Source organism: Niallia sp. 01092 (assembly GCF_052318935.1).
Lineage (GTDB): Bacteria > Bacillota > Bacilli > Bacillales > Cytobacillaceae > Niallia.
Genome location: NZ_JBQRKO010000003.1, coordinates 72,010 through 91,070 on the forward strand (window position 1 = coordinate 72,010; position 19,061 = coordinate 91,070).

Genomic DNA, 19,061 nt, shown 5'->3' on the forward strand with positions numbered 1-19,061 from the left:
CCTATTAATATATTCAAAAGGAAGACGAACCGTGTATTTGATCGGCTTAGTGGTGTGAAAGTTTTTCCGCAAGGATATTTCTCATAAATTCAGGAAGGAAGTATTTTTTTTCTTTTGCACGATAAATCGCAGGAAAAAAATTTCCGAATGTAAACATATCTGGTATTGCCACCGTATATTTTTCATCTGCATGCAATTCTTTCTTTTCTAAAAAATAGGTATTTCGTTCACCACTTGTTTCTAATTTTATTCCATGGGAAATCATTTTTCCCATTAGTTTTCCGCGAAATCCTAGACCTTTCAAATGGAAGTGTTCCCACTTATTATCCTGTAAATCCAATAAAATTTCTTTTAACTCTGCACCAGTTAAGGTCACTTTACATGGATTAATTGGATGCGGACAGATCGAAAGCAAATCGAAATACGATACTGGACCTGCTTGTAAATCATTTAATATTAATCCTTCATTTAAAATAGCACAATCTGCCTTACACCAGTATTGAATTTCTTTGCATAAAAATTTTGCAATTTCTTCTTTCGACCATTTTTTCGCCAACGTAACTACTTCTGTAGAAAGCTCCTGTTTTCCTTGCTCATATAGATTTTCTATATAGACTTCTCCATCTTTTGGTGCTGCCAATTTACTTGTTTCATATAAAGTTGCTTGTTTATCCATGATTATTTTATTTATTGGATCTACAGTTAATACAATATGCCCAACAAAGTATCCAAATTTCCCTGCAGCGCCTAAAAGTGTGTTATTAATTAGCTTTCCTTGATGTAGAATGTGATGTGTATGAGCACCTAGTATAAGATCAATCTCTGGAAAGCGTGCAGCCATTTCTTCATCCTCATTAATCCCTAAATGAGATAAAACGACAATGATATCTACATTGTCTTTTAATTCTGAAAGCTGTTTTTCTAATTCATGAAAGGGATCCGTTAATTTCCAGCCTAATAATTCATATAAATGATCAAAATACGCAGTAATACCTATTACTCCAATTTTAATGCCTGCAGTTGTTGTATAGATTTTATAAGGAGTCGTCCATTCCGGCCGGTCTCCATCTGCCTTATACAAATTAGCAAGAATGACATCAAATGAAGCAGTTTTATATAGAGAATCAAGTGCTTCATAAGATAATGTAATGCCTTCATTATTTCCGATTGTAACAGCAGTATAGTTTTCCCTCTCTAATAATTCTGTATTTATTTTTCCTTTGGTTGCTTCTGTATAAGGATGACATAAATCCATATGATCTCCAATATCAAAAACATAAACTGGATCTCCAGCATCCTCATGCCATTTCTTTCTTTCTCTTAATAGCTTGAAAATTTTCGGCCAATTTTCAAAATGACTATGTAAATCATTTGTGTGATATATATGGATGACTTCCATTCTTTCGCCTTCCTTTTCCGATAATGAATAAAATGATATCGTATATCTCTGCTGTATAGGAATTTAGGTTAGTATCTAAAATAAATCTAATTGCCTTGGAGCTAAATTAGTATACTCTATTTTTAAAAGGTCAATAAGCTGCTTTGCATTATCTGCAGCATCTCCGCCGGAATTATTATTAAAAAGTACAAAAATATTACTACAAACAGTATGTAAATAGTTTATATGCTCAACCCATTCTGCTAATTCTTGTTGATTGTATCTATATAGATAACGTACTTCTCTCCACTTCGGATTATTTTTTTGCTGCCAGCCATGAAGATTCCTTCCATGAAAACGAATTAATACATTATCCTTATTAGAAGTCTCAAGAACGGTTGGGATCGATCCTTTGCTTACTTGTGGTTCATCGCAAATACTATGTATCCATTTTTCCTCTTGTATAAATGTTAATGTTTTATCACGAAACTTTGGTTCAAACCAAGATTGATGACGAAATTCCAAAGCACACGGAATATCTCCCATTATCTCCTTGCACATACGTAAATAGTGGACATTTGTTTTCGTACAATCAAACCAAGGTGGAAATTGAAATAATACCATCCCTAATTTATTTACTTTTCTAAACGGATCTAACGATAGCTTAAAGGATGTAAACATTTCTTCTCTTGATGAGAATGGCAGTTCCCCTCTTTGATGACCAGTCAATCCTTGATAGGCTTTTACAATAAATTGAAAAGCTTCCGGCGTTTCTGCCACCCATTTTTCCGCATTTTTTATTGGTTGAATAGCATAAAATGAAGCATCTAATTCAACAATAGGAAAATAACTTGCATAGGTCTGCAGTTTATTCCGAGAAGTTGTATCTGTTCCATAAAGGCTATCATGGTCTCCCCATCCAGTTAACCCAATTTTAATCATATTATCACCTTTACTATAAAAGCAATTTTCTACTAATTAGTAGAATAGAATGTAAAGATTATTTCATATCTATTCTTATCATTTTATTTCAATCAATGTTTTTTTAACCTATTTATTTTCAATAATCTCGTATTAATAAACGGTGTCCTACTGCTTTAAGTTTCAAGTTATTTTATTAAACGTTCATGCATAATAAACGTATATGTCTATTTATTATCATAACATATTCAATATAAATAACTACTAAGGCCACCGATAAAGTTGGCTTCAACTTTTTGTCCCAATGGAAAGATTGTAAGACACCGCTCTGGTAACCACTGAAGCGGTGCTAATGATTAAATGATTAAATCTGGACGTATTCAGCAATTACAAGATTTCGATATACCCTTCTGTTCCATGCACGTGAATTCGTTGCCCATCTTTTATCAGTTTGGTAGCATTTTCTACTCCGACAACTGCTGGTAATCCATATTCGCGTGCGATAACTGCTCCATGAGTCATCAGTCCACCAACTTCGGTGACTAGGCCTTTTATGGATACAAAAAGTGGTGTCCAGCTAGGGTCAGTAAAGGATGTGACCAATATATCTCCATCTTCTAGATTAGCATCTTCCATGTTTAAGATGATACGAGCGCGCCCCTCTATAACTCCGGAAGAAACAGGTAGACCTACAATAGCTTTAGCTGGGAGATTTTCTCGTTTGTACTTACCTGCAATGATTTCACCATCAGACGTGATAACACGCGGTGGAGTTAGTTTTTCATAAAATCTGTACTCGTCTTTTCGCTTGCTGATCTGGCAATCAAGTTTTTTTGTGCGTACGACTTCGCGAAGTTCATTAAAAGTGAGATAGTATATATCTTCTTTTTCACGAATAACGCCCGCTTGTACGAGTTGTTCGGCTTCTTTCAGTAAAGCCTTCTTATAAACAAAATAGCGATTAATCATGCCGTATTTTGGATATTCCCTAAACCCGCTAAAATTCCGGATTTGGTCAATCATTCGTTTTGTTTCTTTGGCCTTTTGTTCACCATCCGGTAATTGCTTCAATCGGTCTAATAACTCTTGTTCCTTTTCCATAGCTTCTTGTCGCCCTTGTTCGAATTTGCGCTTGCCGGCATTGGTTTCAAAGTTTTTGATGTTACCAAGAATAATGGGGACAAGTGTAATTGGTTTTTCACTCCAACGAGTTTTCGTAATATCGATTTCTCCAGCACATCGCATTCCGTATTTGTTGAGAAAAGCATTGAAAGCGTCTCTGGTTTCTTGTTCACCATCAAAATTAACCATTTCATCCATAAAGTTATCATCTTTTACATGCTGTAAATAATCAATTACTTCTGGATATGGACGAATCACATCTGCGACATCCAATAGTGCTAATCCCATTTCCGAAGTAATATTGTTTGGTACAGATTGAGTAAGCGTGTCTGCTGCGTTTTTTTCACCTAACCACTCGTTCATTTTTTCATTGACCCATGTTGAAGCATTTATAGCAGCCATAAATACAGCTGAACTTTGTGGGTCAAATAAAATCTTCTTTAATTCCTGAATATCTTCTAGAATAAAATCTAATAAATCCGATCCTGATTTCATTTGGATGTTTTGTTTTAACTCTTCTATGGATGTTTGACTACTCTTAATCAAATCAGAAACGATTAATGAATTGTTTTCGATTTGTGCCAGCATATCTATATTGCCTCTGTTGGGACTCGGCGCTTTAGAATCATTTGGTAACGATTTTATAAAATCTCCACGCTCAATGATGTTCATAAGTGCGTCTTTCATGAGCGGATCGTGTTGTCCCATAGCATTTAATAAAATGTTTCTACTGACAGGTGAAGCCAGTTGAAGTGTGACATCAACAAACAACCTTCCACCAGCTTTACGCATGGGCGCAGAAGTCGTTAACAGGAAAAAAGACAATCCCAATGGTTTCATGGGGTCAGTCATCATTTGTTGATGACCGACAGATACATAGACATGGTTTTCTTGATCATTCACTTCAGGGATGGGGAAAAGAGTCGTGATTGGACGGCTTTGGACAATATAAAAGGTGTCATCAACCAAACACCATTCGATATCTTGAGGACAGCCAAAATAAGCTTCGATCTGTCTTCCGATACGTGCCAGTTGTAAAATTTGTGGGTCAGTAAGTGTTTGCGTCTTTTGCTGATCAGGAGCGATCTCGTGTGTCTCTGTCCCGCCTTCTTTTCGTCCATAAATAGCCAATTTTTTAGCTGCTATCATCTTATCGACAATTTTATTCTCTTTAACCTTATAGCAATCGGCAGATACCAAGCCAGAGACCAGTGCTTCTCCAAGTCCAAAACTAGCATCGATTGATAGCAGTTTGCGATTAAAAGTAATCGGATCAGCAGTAAATAAAATCCCTGAAGCCTGTGGGAAAACCATCCTTTGAATGATAACGGATAAATAAACTTGACTGTGGTCAAATCCATTTTGCATACGGTAGATTACCGCGCGATCCGTAAATAGGGAAGCCCAGCATTTGCTGATATGCTGCAAGATTGCTTCTTTGCCGATGATATTTAAATAAGTGTCTTGTTGACCAGCAAAAGAGGCATGTGGTAAATCTTCAGCAGTCGCACTAGAACGCACTGCATAAGCATGTTCCTCGCCAAACTGGGAGAGATAGTGAGTAACTGCTTTCACAACATCGGAAGGAATTTCTACTTCCATAATGATTTGTCGAATCTTCCTGCTGATTTCACCAATTTGATCTCGATCTTCTACTTTTAGCATGGTTAGTCGACCCAACAAAGCATGATACGTTTCGTTTTGTTCGATGGCTTTTTGATATCCCACTGTTATAACACAAAATCCTTCTGGTACTTGTATTCCTTGAATTTTTGATAATTCCCCTAAATTTAACCCTTTTCCGCCAACGAGCAAATGCTGTGTTTTTTCTATCTCCTGAAAACCGAGAACCAAAGAACTCATTCTACATCTCTCCTAATCATTAATGTTCTATTGATTTTAGCAGTAGTAAATGAGAATAAAAAGTCTATATTAACCATTTTTTAAATGCTATAATTAAATTAGGAAGAGTTCAAAAAAAATAGCTAGACCTTACCATAAAGTAAGCTGATGCCGCTTTGTTTTTCTTCTTCAATCCTAATCAAAACTACCTAAGTGGGTAGATTTTTTTAGAACGTCACGCCTGAGTAATCATCTTATCCCCAAATCAGTAATCTTTTTATTGTAAATTAGGTTCATTTTCTCACCTCGTAATGTCCAATTATTTCATTCAATCACTTTCAGCGCTCCTATGCTTTAGCACCTATTGTTTGCTGCTTGAATCAGGTGCAAGCCCTTAAATATGTATCAGATCGCTTGGGTCATAAAACCATCAAAACAACAGCGGATACTTACCTTGATATTACTGAAAAAATAGAAGAAGACGAACTTCAAAAGTTCGCCTCCTACACTGATAGAAAATCTGAATCGCTACAAAATCGGCACGACCAACAATTTTCATAATTTTATTTATGCCTCAACCCTTGTCGTATCAAAGGTTGAATCGGTTTTATCCAATAGAACCTTCCATTTCGAACTTGATCAGGCGATTCATTTCTACTGCATATTCCATTGGCAATTCTTTTGTAAATGGTTCAATGAATCCCATTACAATCATTTCTGTTGCTTCTTCTTCGGAAATACCTCTACTCATTAAGTAGAACAACTGCTCTTCTGACACTTTTGAAACTTTCGCTTCATGTTCTAATGAAATATTGTCGTTTAAAATTTCATTATAAGGGATAGTATCTGAAGTAGATTTATTATCCATAATTAATGTATCACATTCAATATTAGAACGTGCTCCATCTGCTTTACGACCAAAATGAACAATACCACGGTATGTTACTTTTCCACCTTGTTTTGAAATAGATTTCGAAACAATTGTCGAAGAAGTATTTGGTGCTAAATGGATCATTTTTGCTCCTGCATCCTGATGTTGTCCTTTACCAGCAAGGGCAATCGATAAAGTCATTCCTCTTGCGCCTTCCCCTTTTAAAATAACAGCTGGATACTTCATCGTTAATTTGGAGCCAATATTACCGTCAATCCATTCCATCGTTGCGTTTGCTTCACAAACTGCACGTTTTGTTACAAGGTTGTAAACATTGTTAGCCCAGTTTTGGATTGTTGTATAGCGGCAATAAGCATCCTTTTTAATGATAATTTCAACGACTGCACTATGAAGAGAGTTTGTAGTATAAACTGGTGCTGTACACCCTTCTACATAATGAACATGTGCTCCTTCATCTACAATGATTAATGTACGTTCAAATTGTCCCATATTCTCAGAGTTAATACGGAAGTATGCTTGAAGTGGTGTGTCTACTTTTACACCCTTTGGTACATAAATAAACGATCCACCAGACCATACAGCTGAATTTAACGCTGCAAACTTATTGTCTGTTGCTGGAATAACTGTTGCCCAATGCTCACGGAAAATATCTTCATTTTCCTTTAATGCTGAATCTGTATCTTTAAATACAATACCCATTGCTTCTAAATCTTCTTGCATATTATGGTAAACCACTTCTGATTCGTATTGAGCGGATACTCCAGCCAAATATTTTTGTTCTGCTTCTGGAATTCCTAGCTTATCAAATGTTTGTTTAATTTCTTCCGGAACTTCATCCCATGAACGCTCCGTTTTTTCAGATGGTTTTACATAATACGTAATTTCATCAAAGTTTAAAGAAGCTAAATCGCCGCCCCATTGTGGCATTGGCATATTGTAGAAGTGCTCAAGCGATTTCAAACGATAATCCAACATCCATTGTGGCTCATCCTTCAATTTAGAAATTTCTTCTACAATTTCTTTCGTTAAACCACGTTTAGAACGAAAGATAGAAACGTCTTTATCCGAAAATCCATACTTATAATCCCCAATATCGGGCATTTTTTTTGCCATTTCTTTTTCCTCCATTCTATGCACATTTTCTTATTTCCACCAATAGAAACGATTCTAACTTAGTTAAATTCCTTCGTTAAATCCTTTTTCCATTGCCTTCCATGCTAAAGTTGCGCACTTTATCCTAGCTGGAAATTTACAAACACCTTGAAGTGCTTCAATATCTCCTAAATCTATATCATCACTATATTCTTTTCCTTGCATCATATCTGAAAAGATTTTAGAAAGCTTAAATGCTTCCTCTACTGGTTTTCCTTTAATTGCTTGCGTCATCATGGAAGCAGACGACATGCTGATGGAGCAGCCTTCGCCTTCAAATTTTGCGTCTTTTACTACTCCATCTTCTACCTGCATTGTTAGTAAGATGCGATCGCCACATGTTGGATTATTCATATTAACAGTTAGACTGCCTTCTAAAACCCCTTTATTACGAGGATTTTTATAATGATCCATGATAACACTTCTGTAAAGTGTATCTAAATTATTAAAAGACATCGCTAAAATACTCCTTTGTTTTACTAATTCCTTCAACAAGTTTATCAATTTCGTCTTCAGAATTATAGAGGTAGAAACTTGCTCTTGCCGTTGCAGAAACATTAAGCCATTTCATTAATGGCTGAGCACAGTGATGTCCTGCACGTACAGCAATTCCTTCTGCATCTAATACAGTTGCTACATCATGTGGATGTACATCTTCAATATTAAACGTAATAACCCCTGCACGATTCTGAGCATTATTCGGTCCGTAAATGGTTAATCCATTAATTGTAGACATTTTCTCCATTGCATAAGCTGCTAATTTATGTTCATGTTCAATAATAGCATCTAAACCAACCTCTTGAAGAAAATCAATCGCCGCACCTAATCCTATTGCTCCTGCAATAATAGGTGTTCCCCCTTCGAATTTCCATGGTAGCTCTTTCCATGTTGATTCATATAACCCAACAAAATCAATCATTTCTCCACCGAATTCAATAGGTTCCATCTTTTCTAACAATTGTTTCTTCCCATATAATGCTCCAATTCCAGTTGGTCCACACATTTTGTGTCCGGAAAAACCAAGAAAATCACAATCAATGTCTTGAACATCAATCTTCATATGCGGAGCTCCTTGCGCAGCATCCACAACTAGTACTGCCCCATATTTATGGGCAATAGCAGCAATTTCCTTGACTGGATTTATTACGCCTAATACGTTGGAAACATAAGTAACAGATACAAGTTTAGTAGCATTTGTTATTGTTTCTTCAACATCTGCTAAAGAGAGTGTACCATCTTTTTGCAATGGAAAATACTTTAAAGTAGCGCCTGTTCTCTTAGCTACTTGCTGCCACGGAATAATATTGCTATGATGCTCCATTGGGGTAATGATAATTTCATCCCCCTCTTTTAGATTTGCCATAGCGTAGCTTTGTGCAACTGTATTTAAAGCAGTTGTGGTTCCTCTTGTAAAAATAATTTCTTCTACTGATTTAGCATTTATAAAGTTTTTTACTTTTTCTCTTGCACCTTCGTATCCGTCTGTTGCCTTCGTTCCTAATGTATGAACACCGCGGTGCACGTTTGAATTATACTCTCGATAATATTTATTAACAGCCTCTATTACCTGAACTGGCTTTTGAGAGGTTGCTGCACTATCAAGATAAACTAAAGGATGGCCATTGACTTCTTGATTTAAAATGGGAAAGTATTGACGAATATCCTGGATATTCATTATTTTACTTTCCTTTCAATTATTTCAACTAATTGCTTTTTAACTCCCTCAATTGGAAGTTGTTCTACAACGGGTGCCAAGAAACCATGAATAACTAATCTTTCTGCTTCATGTTTTGGAATACCACGGCTCATTAAATAATACAACTGCAACGGGTCTACTCTTCCAACAGATGCAGCATGACCTGCTGTTACATCATCTTCATCTATTAGCAAGATTGGGTTTGCGTCGCCTCTTGCTTTTTCACTTAACATTAACACACGTGATTCTTGTTCAGCATTCGACTTTGTTGCACCGTGTTCAATCTTTCCGATTCCATTAAAAATGGATGAAGCACTATCCTTCATAACGCCATGTTTTAAAATGTATCCTTCGGAGTTTTTGCCGAAATGCACAACACTTGTAGTAAAGTTTTGTTTTTGTTCTCCTCTTCCGACTACAACTGATTTTGTATCACCTAAGGAGCCATCGCCGATTAGGTTTGTTACATTTTCAGAAATAGTATTGCCATCATTCATAAATCCTAATGCCCATTCTATCTTCGCATCACGATTTGCAACACCACGGCGGTTTACATATGTTGTAATGCCTTTAGCCAAATTGTCAACTGCACCATATTGCACTTTAGCATTTGCATTTGCAACTACTTCTGTAACAATATTAAAGACAGCATTTTCCGGCTCCACTGTTGATACATAGTTTTCAACATACACAACAGAGCTATTATCTTCAGCAACTACCAACACGTGATTAAATAAATTAGCTTCTTTATCATCATGTAAGAAAATAGCTTGAATTGGTTCTTCTAATTCCACATTTTTTGGTACATATAAGAATACACCACCATTAAGCAAAGCAGCATGCAATGCCGTTAAACGGTGCTCATCAACTTTGACAGCATCTTTCATAAAATATTTTTGTAAAAGATCACTGTATTCTCTCGCCGCAGTAAAGATATCGGTAAAAATAACCCCTTTTTCTTTTAACTCATTTGATACTGCTAAAAAAGTTGGGCGATTATTGCGTTGAATATATAATGTTCTGTTTTTTTCTAAATCAATAAGTGCTTTCACTTCATCTGGAAATTCACTTACATTTGTGAAATCTTCGCTGCTTACAATATGTTTATCTATTTGTGTTAAATTCCAATTTGTAATTTTGGTCTTATCTGGACTTGGCATTGGAAGGTTCTCTGCATTATTAAATGCTTGTACACGCAATTCCGTTAACCAAGCAGGTTCGCCCATATCTTTTGAAAAGGCTGTTATATATTCCTGGTCAAATGGTAATTTAATTTCAGTTGTCATGTCGATCCCCCTAAACTTACGCTTCTTGTTCAACTGTTTCGTCTTCAATGCCAAGCTCTTGCTTAATCCAATCATAGCCCTCTGCTTCTAGACGTTGTGCAAGTTCTGGTCCACCTGATTTAACAATACGACCTTGCATCATAACATGGACAAAATCAGGAGTAATGTAATCTAACAATCTTTGATAATGCGTAATAATTAAGCAGCCGAAGTTTTCTCCACGCATTTCATTAATTCCTTTAGAAACTACTTTTAATGCATCGATGTCTAATCCTGAATCAATTTCATCAAGGATAGCGATTTTAGGCTCAAGCATCATTAATTGAAGAATTTCATTGCGTTTTTTCTCTCCACCAGAAAAACCTTCATTTAAATATCTTTGTGCCATATTTGGATCCATTTCAAGGAACTCCATATTGCTGTCCATTTTACGAATGAATTTCATTAATGAAATTTCGTTTCCTTCTTCTAGACGGCTGTTAATTGCCGAACGAAGAAAGTCAGCATTTGTAACTCCGCTTATTTCACTTGGATATTGCATTGCTAGGAAAAGACCTGCACGAGCGCGCTCATCCACTTCCATTTCTAATACATCTTCCTCATCAAGTGTTACAGAACCACTTGTTATTTCATATTTCGGATGGCCCATAATAGCGGAAGAAAGTGTAGACTTTCCTGTTCCGTTTGGACCCATGATTGCGTGAATTTCTCCTCCCTTAATTTCAAGATTAAGACCTTTAACAATTTCTTTTTCTTCAATTGCAACATGCAAATCGTTAATAACTAATTTTGATTGACCCATTATTTTTATACCCCCATAATAAAAGAAGTTTAGTTCATTAAATTGCTGAAACTTCATTATCAATTTATTCTCATTATTATATTATAACAAATAAAAACTCATCGCAACCTATAGGAATATAGATTGAATTTTCTTTTAAAGATTAGGCTCTGTTGAATTCCATTGTTGATTTTCAAAAGGTCAGGAAATCCACTCCCTTTCCGCGGACATTCTTTCAAGCCTCCTCGCTCGTTCCTCACTGCGGGGTCTTGCCAGCCCGTTTTTCTGCAGGAGTCTCGCAGATTCCCTTCCTATAAACAACATGATCGTTTAACTGAGCCAAAGGATTAAAGTATCTCATTCTTATAGTACCTTATTTTTATGCGTTTGTTGTAATTTTCTTCATTTGTTCGAAAAACCTTCAAAATTAACTGAATATTCTTATTATATTCTTATGATTAACGGTTCTTTTTGTTCAGAATACAACCGCTTCCTTACTATAATTTACTTTTTTCCAAAATATAATAAAATAAATTACAAAAATTCCCCTCTATGATTACTTGAAGTTATAACACCACCTGTTATTCCCATTATTCTCTGTTTAGAAACACCTTGTTTCATAAATTCTTTCAAAAAATAAATAATACAATATTTATTTTAAAAACGGCCAGAGTCTTCCTTATGCACAGATACAAAAGAAACCTGTCCAATGTTAAACAGGTTTCTTTTAAATTATTTAGATACCGGCAGTACGGCACCTTTGTATTCTGTTTTAATGAAATCTTGAATTTCTTTAGACTGTAATACTTCTACTAAAGTTTTAATTGATTCTTTATTTTCATCTTCTTTGCGCACTGTAATAATGTTTGCATAAGGAGATTCGCTTCCTTCTATTTCAATAGAATCTTTTACAGGATTTAGACCAGCATCCAACGCATAGTTGGCATTAATTACTACTGCATCGCCTTCTTTATTATTAAAGATCTGTGGTAATAATGCTGGCTCATAATCAGGTTTAAATTTAATGTTTTTTGGATTGTTCACAATATCTTTTACTGTTGCATTTACTTTATTAATACCATCTTTTAATTTAATAAGTCCGCCTTTTTCTAATAATGAAAGAACACGGCCATGTTCTGCAACAGAATTACTGAAAATAACGGTAGCGCCTTTTGGCAATTCATCTAAGCTTTTATATTTCTTAGAATATACTGCCATTGGTTCAATATGAACTGCTCCAGCATTAACAAAATCATAGCCATTTTCTTTAATTTGCAATTCTAAATACGGAATATGTTGGAAAAAGTTTGCATCTAATTCTTTTGATGCTAACGTTTTATTTGGCAATACATAATCTTGGAATTTTTTAATTTCTAAATCAATGCCTTTTTTTGCTAAGATCGGTTTTGCTTTTTCTAAAATTTCAGCATGAGGAACATTAGATGCACCTACTACTAATTTTTCATTTTCTTCACCATTTGATGCATTTTCTCCATCTTTGGATGTTCCACAAGCTGCTAGAACAAACACAAATGTGAACGCTAATAATAAGGATAATAATTTTTTCATACTGTAATTCTCCTTTATCTTTTGTCTAATTTTGATGTTATATAATCTCCAATAAATTGGATAATAAACACAATAATAAGGATAATAATCGTTGCCATTAATGTTACGTCAGCACGGTTGCGTTGAAATCCTTCCAAATAAGCCAAATTACCTAATCCGCCGGCACCAATTACTCCTGCCATTGCAGTGGAACCCACTAAAGCAATCGTTGTTACTGTAATCCCTGAAACTAATGCAGGCATGGATTCAGGCAATAGTACTTTAAAGATAATAGTGAATGGTTTTGCCCCCATTGATTTCGCTGCTTCAATAACGCCTTTATCTACTTCTCTTAATCCTATTTCCACTAATCTTGCATAAAACGGAGCAGCTCCAATGATAAGTGCTGGCAACGCAGCTGTTGCCCCAATCATGCTTCCTACTAAAAACACGGTTAATGGAATTAATAGTACAATCAATATAATGAACGGAATAGAGCGAAAAATATTAACAACTGCACTAATAATTTTATTTATAAAAGGATTAGCCCACATATTTCCTTTTGCTGTTAAAAACAGTGTAATTCCTAACAAGATGCCTAAAATAAACGTTACAACGATGGAAAAGCCAGTCATATACAACGTTTCCTTTGTTGCTAACCACATCTTGTCCCATTCCACATTTGGAAAAAAACGTGTCATCATAGCTGTATCACCTCCACGCTAATGTCCTGTGAATGAAGAAATTGAAGTGCTTTTTCTGTCTCTTCTTTTTCTCCATCTATATGAATGTATAACGTTCCATAAGAGCCATTTTGCGTTGGGCTGATTTTTCCTTGAATGATATTTACCGTTATATCAAATGAACGGATCAGCTTCGTTATAACAGGCTGCTCTGCATTTTCGCCAACAAAACCTAAAATAACAACTTTACCGGATGTATATCTGGAGGTAAGATTTTCAATCGTGTCTTTCGCTTCTTCTGGTTCAATTACCTGCTGAACAAACCGTTTAGTTATCTCTTGTTCTGGATGTTTAAATACATCAATCACAGGTCCAGATTCTACCACTTTTCCATTTTCCATCACGGCAACACGATGACAAATTTTTCGGATAACATGCATTTCATGCGTGATTAACACAATGGTTAGTCCTAATCGCTTATTAATATCTACTAATAAATCAAGAATGGCATCCGTAGTTTGTGGATCCAGTGCTGAGGTCGCTTCATCACAAAGCAGCACTTTTGGATCATTTGCAAGTGCTCTTGCTATGCCCACTCTTTGTTTTTGCCCCCCACTCAATTGAGATGGATAAGCATGTTCTCTTCCTTCTAGTCCAACCAATTTGATTAATTCTGCTACCTTTTTATCTCTAGCTGCTTTTTTTACTCCAGCTATTTCAAGAGGGAAACTTATATTTTGTTTTACCGTTCTTGACCACAGCAAGTTAAAATGCTGAAAAATCATGCTGATTTCTTGACGAGCTTTTCGAAGCTTGCTTCCTTTTACTTTGGAAACTTCATGTCCTGCAACATGAACGCTTCCTTCGCTCGGTATTTCTAATCCATTTAACATTCGGATTAATGTACTTTTTCCTGCACCGCTATAGCCTATTACTCCGAATATTTCACCTTGTGAAATATTTAAATTCACATCATCTACTGCAACAACTTGTCCTTTTTTTGCTGGATAGATTTTTTTTACACTATTTATGTTAATCAATATTCTTCACCTACTTTTGTCTCCACCATTACTACCTTTAAATAACAAACATTACTATTCTTCTATATCTTTTGAGTGAATAAGAAGAATCATACTTCTTTTAATCAACAAAAAGCCTTTCTGCATTGTTTGAGCAGAAAGGCTTTAGTCTATTCTAAACCTTCCTCTCATCTATCAAAGCAAACTGCTTTGTGTGAATTGGCACCATGTCAGCCTAAAACTAACGGTTGCCGGGTTTCATCGGGCACTTCCCTCCACCTCTCTTGATAAGAGTAACTAATTTATTTTCACTGTTAATTATGTTGTTATTTATTTGGATAGACGTAATGTAACACGCCCAAAATTAGGTGTCAATATTTAATAATGCATTTTTTAATATAATGTTTTTTCTGAATTTTTCATTAACTTCTGTTAGATTATCTTACAAAAATATTTAGTTAATAGCCTTAGTGTTTTTATGATTTTGTACTGCTTGTTGAAGGGCCTGTTCTATATCGGCAATTAAATCATCCACGTGTTCAATGCCAACAGATAATCGTATTAAGTCTTCTGTCACACCTGCTTCTTTTAATTCTTCCTTGTTTAATTGCTGATGTGTTGTACTTGCTGGGTGGATCACTAAACTTTTCGCATCACCAACGTTCGCTACATGTGCCCATAGCTGCAGCGAATTAATAAACTCTGCTCCACTTTCTCTTCCTCCTTCAATTCCGAATACAACAACCGCGCCTGCACCTTTTGGTAAATATTTTCTGGACAACTCATAATCAGGATGAGCGGAATCTCCAGGATATAAAACCCATTTCACCGCCGGATGGGAATGCAAATATTGCACGATTTTTTCCGTATTAGCAATATGTTCCTTTATCCTTACATGCAGTGTTTCTAACCCTAGAGTAAATTGAAAAGCATTTTGAGGACTAAGTGCTGGCCCAAAGTCACGAAGAAGCTGGACTCTTGCTTTTGTAATATATGCAACTTTTCCAAGAGCAACACTGTACACTAAATTATGATAGCTTGGATCTGGTTCAATAAATCCAGGAAATTTCGGTGAGTTCCAATCAAAATGCCCTCCATCGACTATTACCCCCCCTAATGTTGTCCCATTCCCTAACAGCCATTTTGTGGCAGAATGTATCACAACATCTGCTCCATATTCAATTGGTCTGCATAAATATGGTGTGGCAAAAGTATTATCGACAATTAACGGAATTCCGGCATCATGAGCAATAGCAGCCACTTTTTCTATATCTAATACCTTCAAGCTGGGATTGCCGATTGTTTCCGTAAAAATAGCTTTAGTTTTTTCCGTTATCGCAAACCGAAAATTATCAAGATCGTCCGGATCTACAAACTTAACGGTAATTCCATACTTCGGTAAGGTGGTGGCAAATAAGTTATACGTGCCTCCATAAAGATTGGAAGACGCAATAATTTCATCACCAGCTTGTGCAATATTTAAAATCGCCAACGTAATCGCTGCTTGCCCACTTGCTACTGCTAAAGCACCGACACCACCTTCTAATAAATTAACTCTTTCTTCAAAGACCGTAACTGTTGGATTATGAATTCTTGTATAAATAAACCCTGGTTCTTTTAAACCAAATAAATTGGCAGCATGTTCTGTATTTTTAAATTGATAAGCATTGTTTTGGTAAATTGGCACAGCTCTTGCTCCAGTTATCGGATCAGGCTGCAACCCTCCATGCACACTTAATGTTTCAAAATGGTACTCTTTTCTTCCATTAGTCATCGTCCATTCTCCTTTTCTGAAATAGTTGTAGAAGAGGGTTTTCCATAGTTGAAGTTGTCTTTCTTCTATGTTTAATAGAAAAACATTTTCAATCAGTCTGATTAAAATGACAGACAGTAAAAAAACCCTCATTCCATAAGAAGAGGGCTTAATATCGACTCTTCTTATCTTTCAAAGCATGTAAAGCTTTGCTGGAATTAGCACCGTATAATGATCGGTTGCCGGGTTTCAAAGGGCCAGTCCCTCCACCACTCTTGATAAGAAACTTATTAAATTTTCAGTCAGTTCAACTGTTAGAGAGATCGTAACATGGTAAATAATCGTTCGTCAATATATTTTTTACAAATTCTTGAAATATTATAGTGATATTATAACTTTTTATGAACTGTATTTTTTATATTGACTAGATAAAAAAGGGATTCTAACATTAATAATTTTCTGATTGTGGTTGTTATCGTTAAACTTTTCTCTTTTTTTAATTCGCGTAATAACACTTCTCCAAGAAAAATTGATTGTAAGCAACTTTCGCTGCCTTCCATTAAAATATCTGGTTTTACAGGATTACTCTTTAAAAGATCGAATCGAACTTCTTTTAATTCGATGCAATACTTTTCTTGATTGCATGTTAACAGCATAATAAATGATTCGTTTTTAATCAGTGGTTTGATAACATGACTCTTATTTAATCTTTCTAATAAGTCCATAATAAACTGTTGCATTTTCTCCCCACCTTCCTATCGTTCCCTTTATATGTATTCTTCCTGTCAAATTAAAACCCTTTAAGATTACAAAAATACCATGAAAATTCGTTTGACATGTATTTCCCGAGAAATGTCATAACGATACTAATTTTGTCGATACTGCTTATATCTGTTTCTATATATTTTTTACATAATAAAAGGCTCTGTTAAACTTGCCTGTTGATTTCCGCTTCAGGCGTTCGCTTTCCGCGGGCGGTCCGGGAGCCTCCTCGGCGCTGTGCGCCTGTGGGGTCTCCCTCTGACTCGCTTTTCCCGCAGGAGTCTCACACCTTCCACTCCAATCAACATCGTGCCAAAATCAACAATGAGCTTTAACATAGCCAACAAAAAAAGCTTCCTATTAAAAATCCCCCATTATTTAAAGCTTTAATAATAGAGAACTTTTATAGGAAACCTTTTATTATGACATTTGTTTGTGAATTACATCCACTAAATAAGGTACGGATTGAAATGCATATATTTTTTCTTCTAATTTATTTTCTTTAAAAATTAAAAGGCATGGTACACTTTCCACTTCATATTTTTCTGCTAAATGCGGTGCGTAATTTAAATCCATCTTTGCAAAAATAGGTTCTTTTATGATTGCTTGAACGACATGAAGCATTTTAGACGCCATCATACATGTTCCACAAAGGGGAGTATACAAATAAAGCATAAATCCTGTTGTTTTCACTTCTAATAAGGTTTTTTCTACTTCTTCCAACGTCCAGTCATTCATTATTAACTCATCCTTAAATCTAAATATTCGGGGAAAATATCAATATTTGCTTGCAGCAATACAGTAGCTAAATGATATTCAGGTGCCGAAGCCACTTCTCGATACATTTTGTCTATATATAAATGCTCTGCTTCAGGCAGTTCTTTCTTAAATTGCTTTCTTAATTTTTCTCCTGAATTATCTGCATCTACTAAAATATAGACATCTTTATCAAATAACTCTTCTATTAACTCATCTAATTTTGAGACACCAATTGTTCCATTTGTACAAATGATATCAATTGGCTCTCTAATAATATTTTTAATTTTCCGTTTATCCGATTTACCTTCTACAATGATTATTTTTTTCATCATGATCACCTAAAGGAAGTATTGAGTTTAACTTTATCATATTCAGAAGAGGAGATAAAGTGCTAAGGTTTTATTTTCAGAATTTTTAGTTAAATAGATTGTTCAAAAATTCTGAAAGCACATTCAAAAGCACCGGGAAAATTACCGGTGCTTTCATGATTAATCTTCTTTTATCATTTCTTCATACTGCTCTGCAGTCATAAGATTATTAATATCATCGATGTTGTTTGGTTCTATTACAACCATCCATGCTTTTTCATACGGAGATTCATTTACAAATTCAGGGCTATCATCTAAATCTTCATTTATTTCGACAACTTTTCCGCTGATTGGCGCATATAATTCAGACACTGTTTTAACAGATTCAACACTGCCAAAAGGCTCGTCCGCAACTATTTCGTCTCCAACCTCAGGCAACTCAACAAAAACAATATCACCTAGCTCAGATTGAGCAAAGTATGTAATACCTATACGAACATTTTCCCCTTCAACTTTTACCCACTCGTGTTCTTCTGAATAACGTAATTCTTTTGGTGTACTCATCTACAAATCCCTCCAAATTATATTATATTTAAGAAAAGCGCAAGCGCCTTGCTCAGCTCCGAAGAAAAATGTTCACATGACTCAAAAAGTGCTTTTTACTTTTAAAGGCATGGAATTATTTTTCACAGGGGCTAGGCGCTGGAGCTAGACACTAGTTCAAAAATTTTATACTTTTTATGTCCAACTTTCTTTAAAATCCTCTTCTTTAAACCCAATTGTTACTTTGTTACTGCCAGTAGTCAAAGGACGTTTAATCAACATTCCATCAGATGCCAATAAATCTAATAATTCATCATCAGAGGCCTCTTTTATTTTGTCCTTTAAACCGAGTTCTCGATACTTTTGACCACTAGTATTAAAGAATTTCTTTAGTTCTAAACCACTTTTATGATATAGATCTTCTAGCATGGAGCGTGAAGGAGGATTTTCTACAATATGTACTTCTTCATAAGGCACTTGATTTTCATCAAGCCATTTTTTTGCTTTACGGCAAGTGCCGCATTTAGGATACCAAAAAAAAGTAACTTTCATTCCATCACCTTATTTTATCTAGTTATTTTTTTCATATAATTGAATATTATCACAATATTACACA

Annotated in this window: 17 protein-coding genes and 2 riboswitches; all 17 genes read right to left on the reverse strand. The window is 35.3% G+C overall.

Annotated features, from left to right (window positions below; translation table 11 throughout):
* Positions 1-46: 46 nt before the first annotated feature.
* Positions 47-1,399: a bifunctional metallophosphatase/5'-nucleotidase gene (locus tag ACTXGU_RS04150; RefSeq protein ID WP_443480237.1), complete on the reverse strand. Its 1,353-nt coding sequence runs from the start codon at positions 1,397-1,399 to the stop codon at positions 47-49.
* Positions 1,400-1,474: 75 nt separating this feature from the next.
* A complete protein-coding gene (locus tag ACTXGU_RS04155) occupies positions 1,475-2,320 on the reverse strand; it encodes a DUF72 domain-containing protein (protein ID WP_443480238.1) in 846 nt (281 codons plus the stop codon).
* Between the two features lie 366 nt (positions 2,321-2,686).
* Positions 2,687-5,284, reverse strand: coding sequence for a phosphoenolpyruvate synthase (gene ppsA / locus ACTXGU_RS04160; RefSeq protein WP_443480239.1), 2,598 nt, complete (start codon positions 5,282-5,284; stop codon positions 2,687-2,689).
* Positions 5,285-5,870: 586 nt separating this feature from the next.
* The gene (sufB, locus tag ACTXGU_RS04165; protein WP_443480240.1) at positions 5,871-7,268 is read right to left on the reverse strand and encodes a Fe-S cluster assembly protein SufB; all 1,398 of its coding nucleotides are present in this window, start codon (positions 7,266-7,268) and stop codon (positions 5,871-5,873) included.
* Between the two features lie 63 nt (positions 7,269-7,331).
* Positions 7,332-7,763 carry a Fe-S cluster assembly sulfur transfer protein SufU gene (gene sufU, locus ACTXGU_RS04170; RefSeq protein WP_443480241.1) on the reverse strand — a complete coding sequence of 144 codons (432 nt, stop codon included), beginning with the start codon at positions 7,761-7,763 and terminating at the stop codon, positions 7,332-7,334.
* A complete protein-coding gene (locus ACTXGU_RS04175; RefSeq protein ID WP_443480242.1) occupies positions 7,753-8,982 on the reverse strand; it encodes a cysteine desulfurase in 1,230 nt (409 codons plus the stop codon). The genes sufU and ACTXGU_RS04175 overlap by 11 nt, the downstream gene beginning before the upstream one ends.
* Entirely contained in the window at positions 8,982-10,289 is a 1,308-nt protein-coding gene (gene sufD, locus ACTXGU_RS04180) for a Fe-S cluster assembly protein SufD (protein WP_443480243.1), read from the reverse strand. The genes ACTXGU_RS04175 and sufD overlap by 1 nt, the downstream gene beginning before the upstream one ends.
* A gap of 16 nt (positions 10,290-10,305) precedes the next feature.
* Entirely contained in the window at positions 10,306-11,091 is a 786-nt protein-coding gene (gene sufC / locus ACTXGU_RS04185) for a Fe-S cluster assembly ATPase SufC (RefSeq protein WP_443480244.1), read from the reverse strand.
* A 711-nt stretch (positions 11,092-11,802) separates the two neighbouring features.
* Positions 11,803-12,639 (reverse strand): methionine ABC transporter substrate-binding lipoprotein MetQ, encoded by an 837-nt coding sequence (gene metQ / locus ACTXGU_RS04190; RefSeq protein ID WP_443480245.1) that lies wholly within the window; start codon positions 12,637-12,639, stop codon positions 11,803-11,805.
* Between the two features lie 14 nt (positions 12,640-12,653).
* Positions 12,654-13,322 (reverse strand): methionine ABC transporter permease, encoded by a 669-nt coding sequence (locus tag ACTXGU_RS04195; RefSeq protein WP_443480246.1) that lies wholly within the window; start codon positions 13,320-13,322, stop codon positions 12,654-12,656.
* The gene (locus ACTXGU_RS04200) at positions 13,319-14,341 is read right to left on the reverse strand and encodes a methionine ABC transporter ATP-binding protein (protein WP_443480247.1); all 1,023 of its coding nucleotides are present in this window, start codon (positions 14,339-14,341) and stop codon (positions 13,319-13,321) included. The genes ACTXGU_RS04195 and ACTXGU_RS04200 overlap by 4 nt, the downstream gene beginning before the upstream one ends.
* Before the next feature lie 164 nt (positions 14,342-14,505).
* A riboswitch (SAM riboswitch) is annotated at positions 14,506-14,614 on the reverse strand.
* Positions 14,615-14,774: 160 nt separating this feature from the next.
* Positions 14,775-16,094 (reverse strand): O-acetylhomoserine aminocarboxypropyltransferase/cysteine synthase family protein, encoded by a 1,320-nt coding sequence (locus tag ACTXGU_RS04205; RefSeq protein ID WP_443480248.1) that lies wholly within the window; start codon positions 16,092-16,094, stop codon positions 14,775-14,777.
* A 161-nt stretch (positions 16,095-16,255) separates the two neighbouring features.
* A riboswitch (SAM riboswitch) is annotated at positions 16,256-16,358 on the reverse strand.
* Positions 16,359-16,462: 104 nt separating this feature from the next.
* Positions 16,463-16,813, reverse strand: coding sequence for a hypothetical protein (locus ACTXGU_RS04210; protein WP_443480249.1), 351 nt, complete (start codon positions 16,811-16,813; stop codon positions 16,463-16,465).
* A 442-nt stretch (positions 16,814-17,255) separates the two neighbouring features.
* Entirely contained in the window at positions 17,256-17,573 is a 318-nt protein-coding gene (locus ACTXGU_RS04215) for a thioredoxin family protein (RefSeq protein ID WP_443480250.1), read from the reverse strand.
* A gap of 2 nt (positions 17,574-17,575) precedes the next feature.
* Positions 17,576-17,923: a toprim domain-containing protein gene (locus tag ACTXGU_RS04220; protein ID WP_443480251.1), complete on the reverse strand. Its 348-nt coding sequence runs from the start codon at positions 17,921-17,923 to the stop codon at positions 17,576-17,578.
* 159 nt (positions 17,924-18,082) lie between these two features.
* Positions 18,083-18,466, reverse strand: coding sequence for a glycine cleavage system protein GcvH (gene gcvH / locus ACTXGU_RS04225; RefSeq protein WP_443480252.1), 384 nt, complete (start codon positions 18,464-18,466; stop codon positions 18,083-18,085).
* A gap of 174 nt (positions 18,467-18,640) precedes the next feature.
* Entirely contained in the window at positions 18,641-18,997 is a 357-nt protein-coding gene (locus ACTXGU_RS04230) for an arsenate reductase family protein (protein WP_443480253.1), read from the reverse strand.
* Positions 18,998-19,061: the final 64 nt, after the last annotated feature.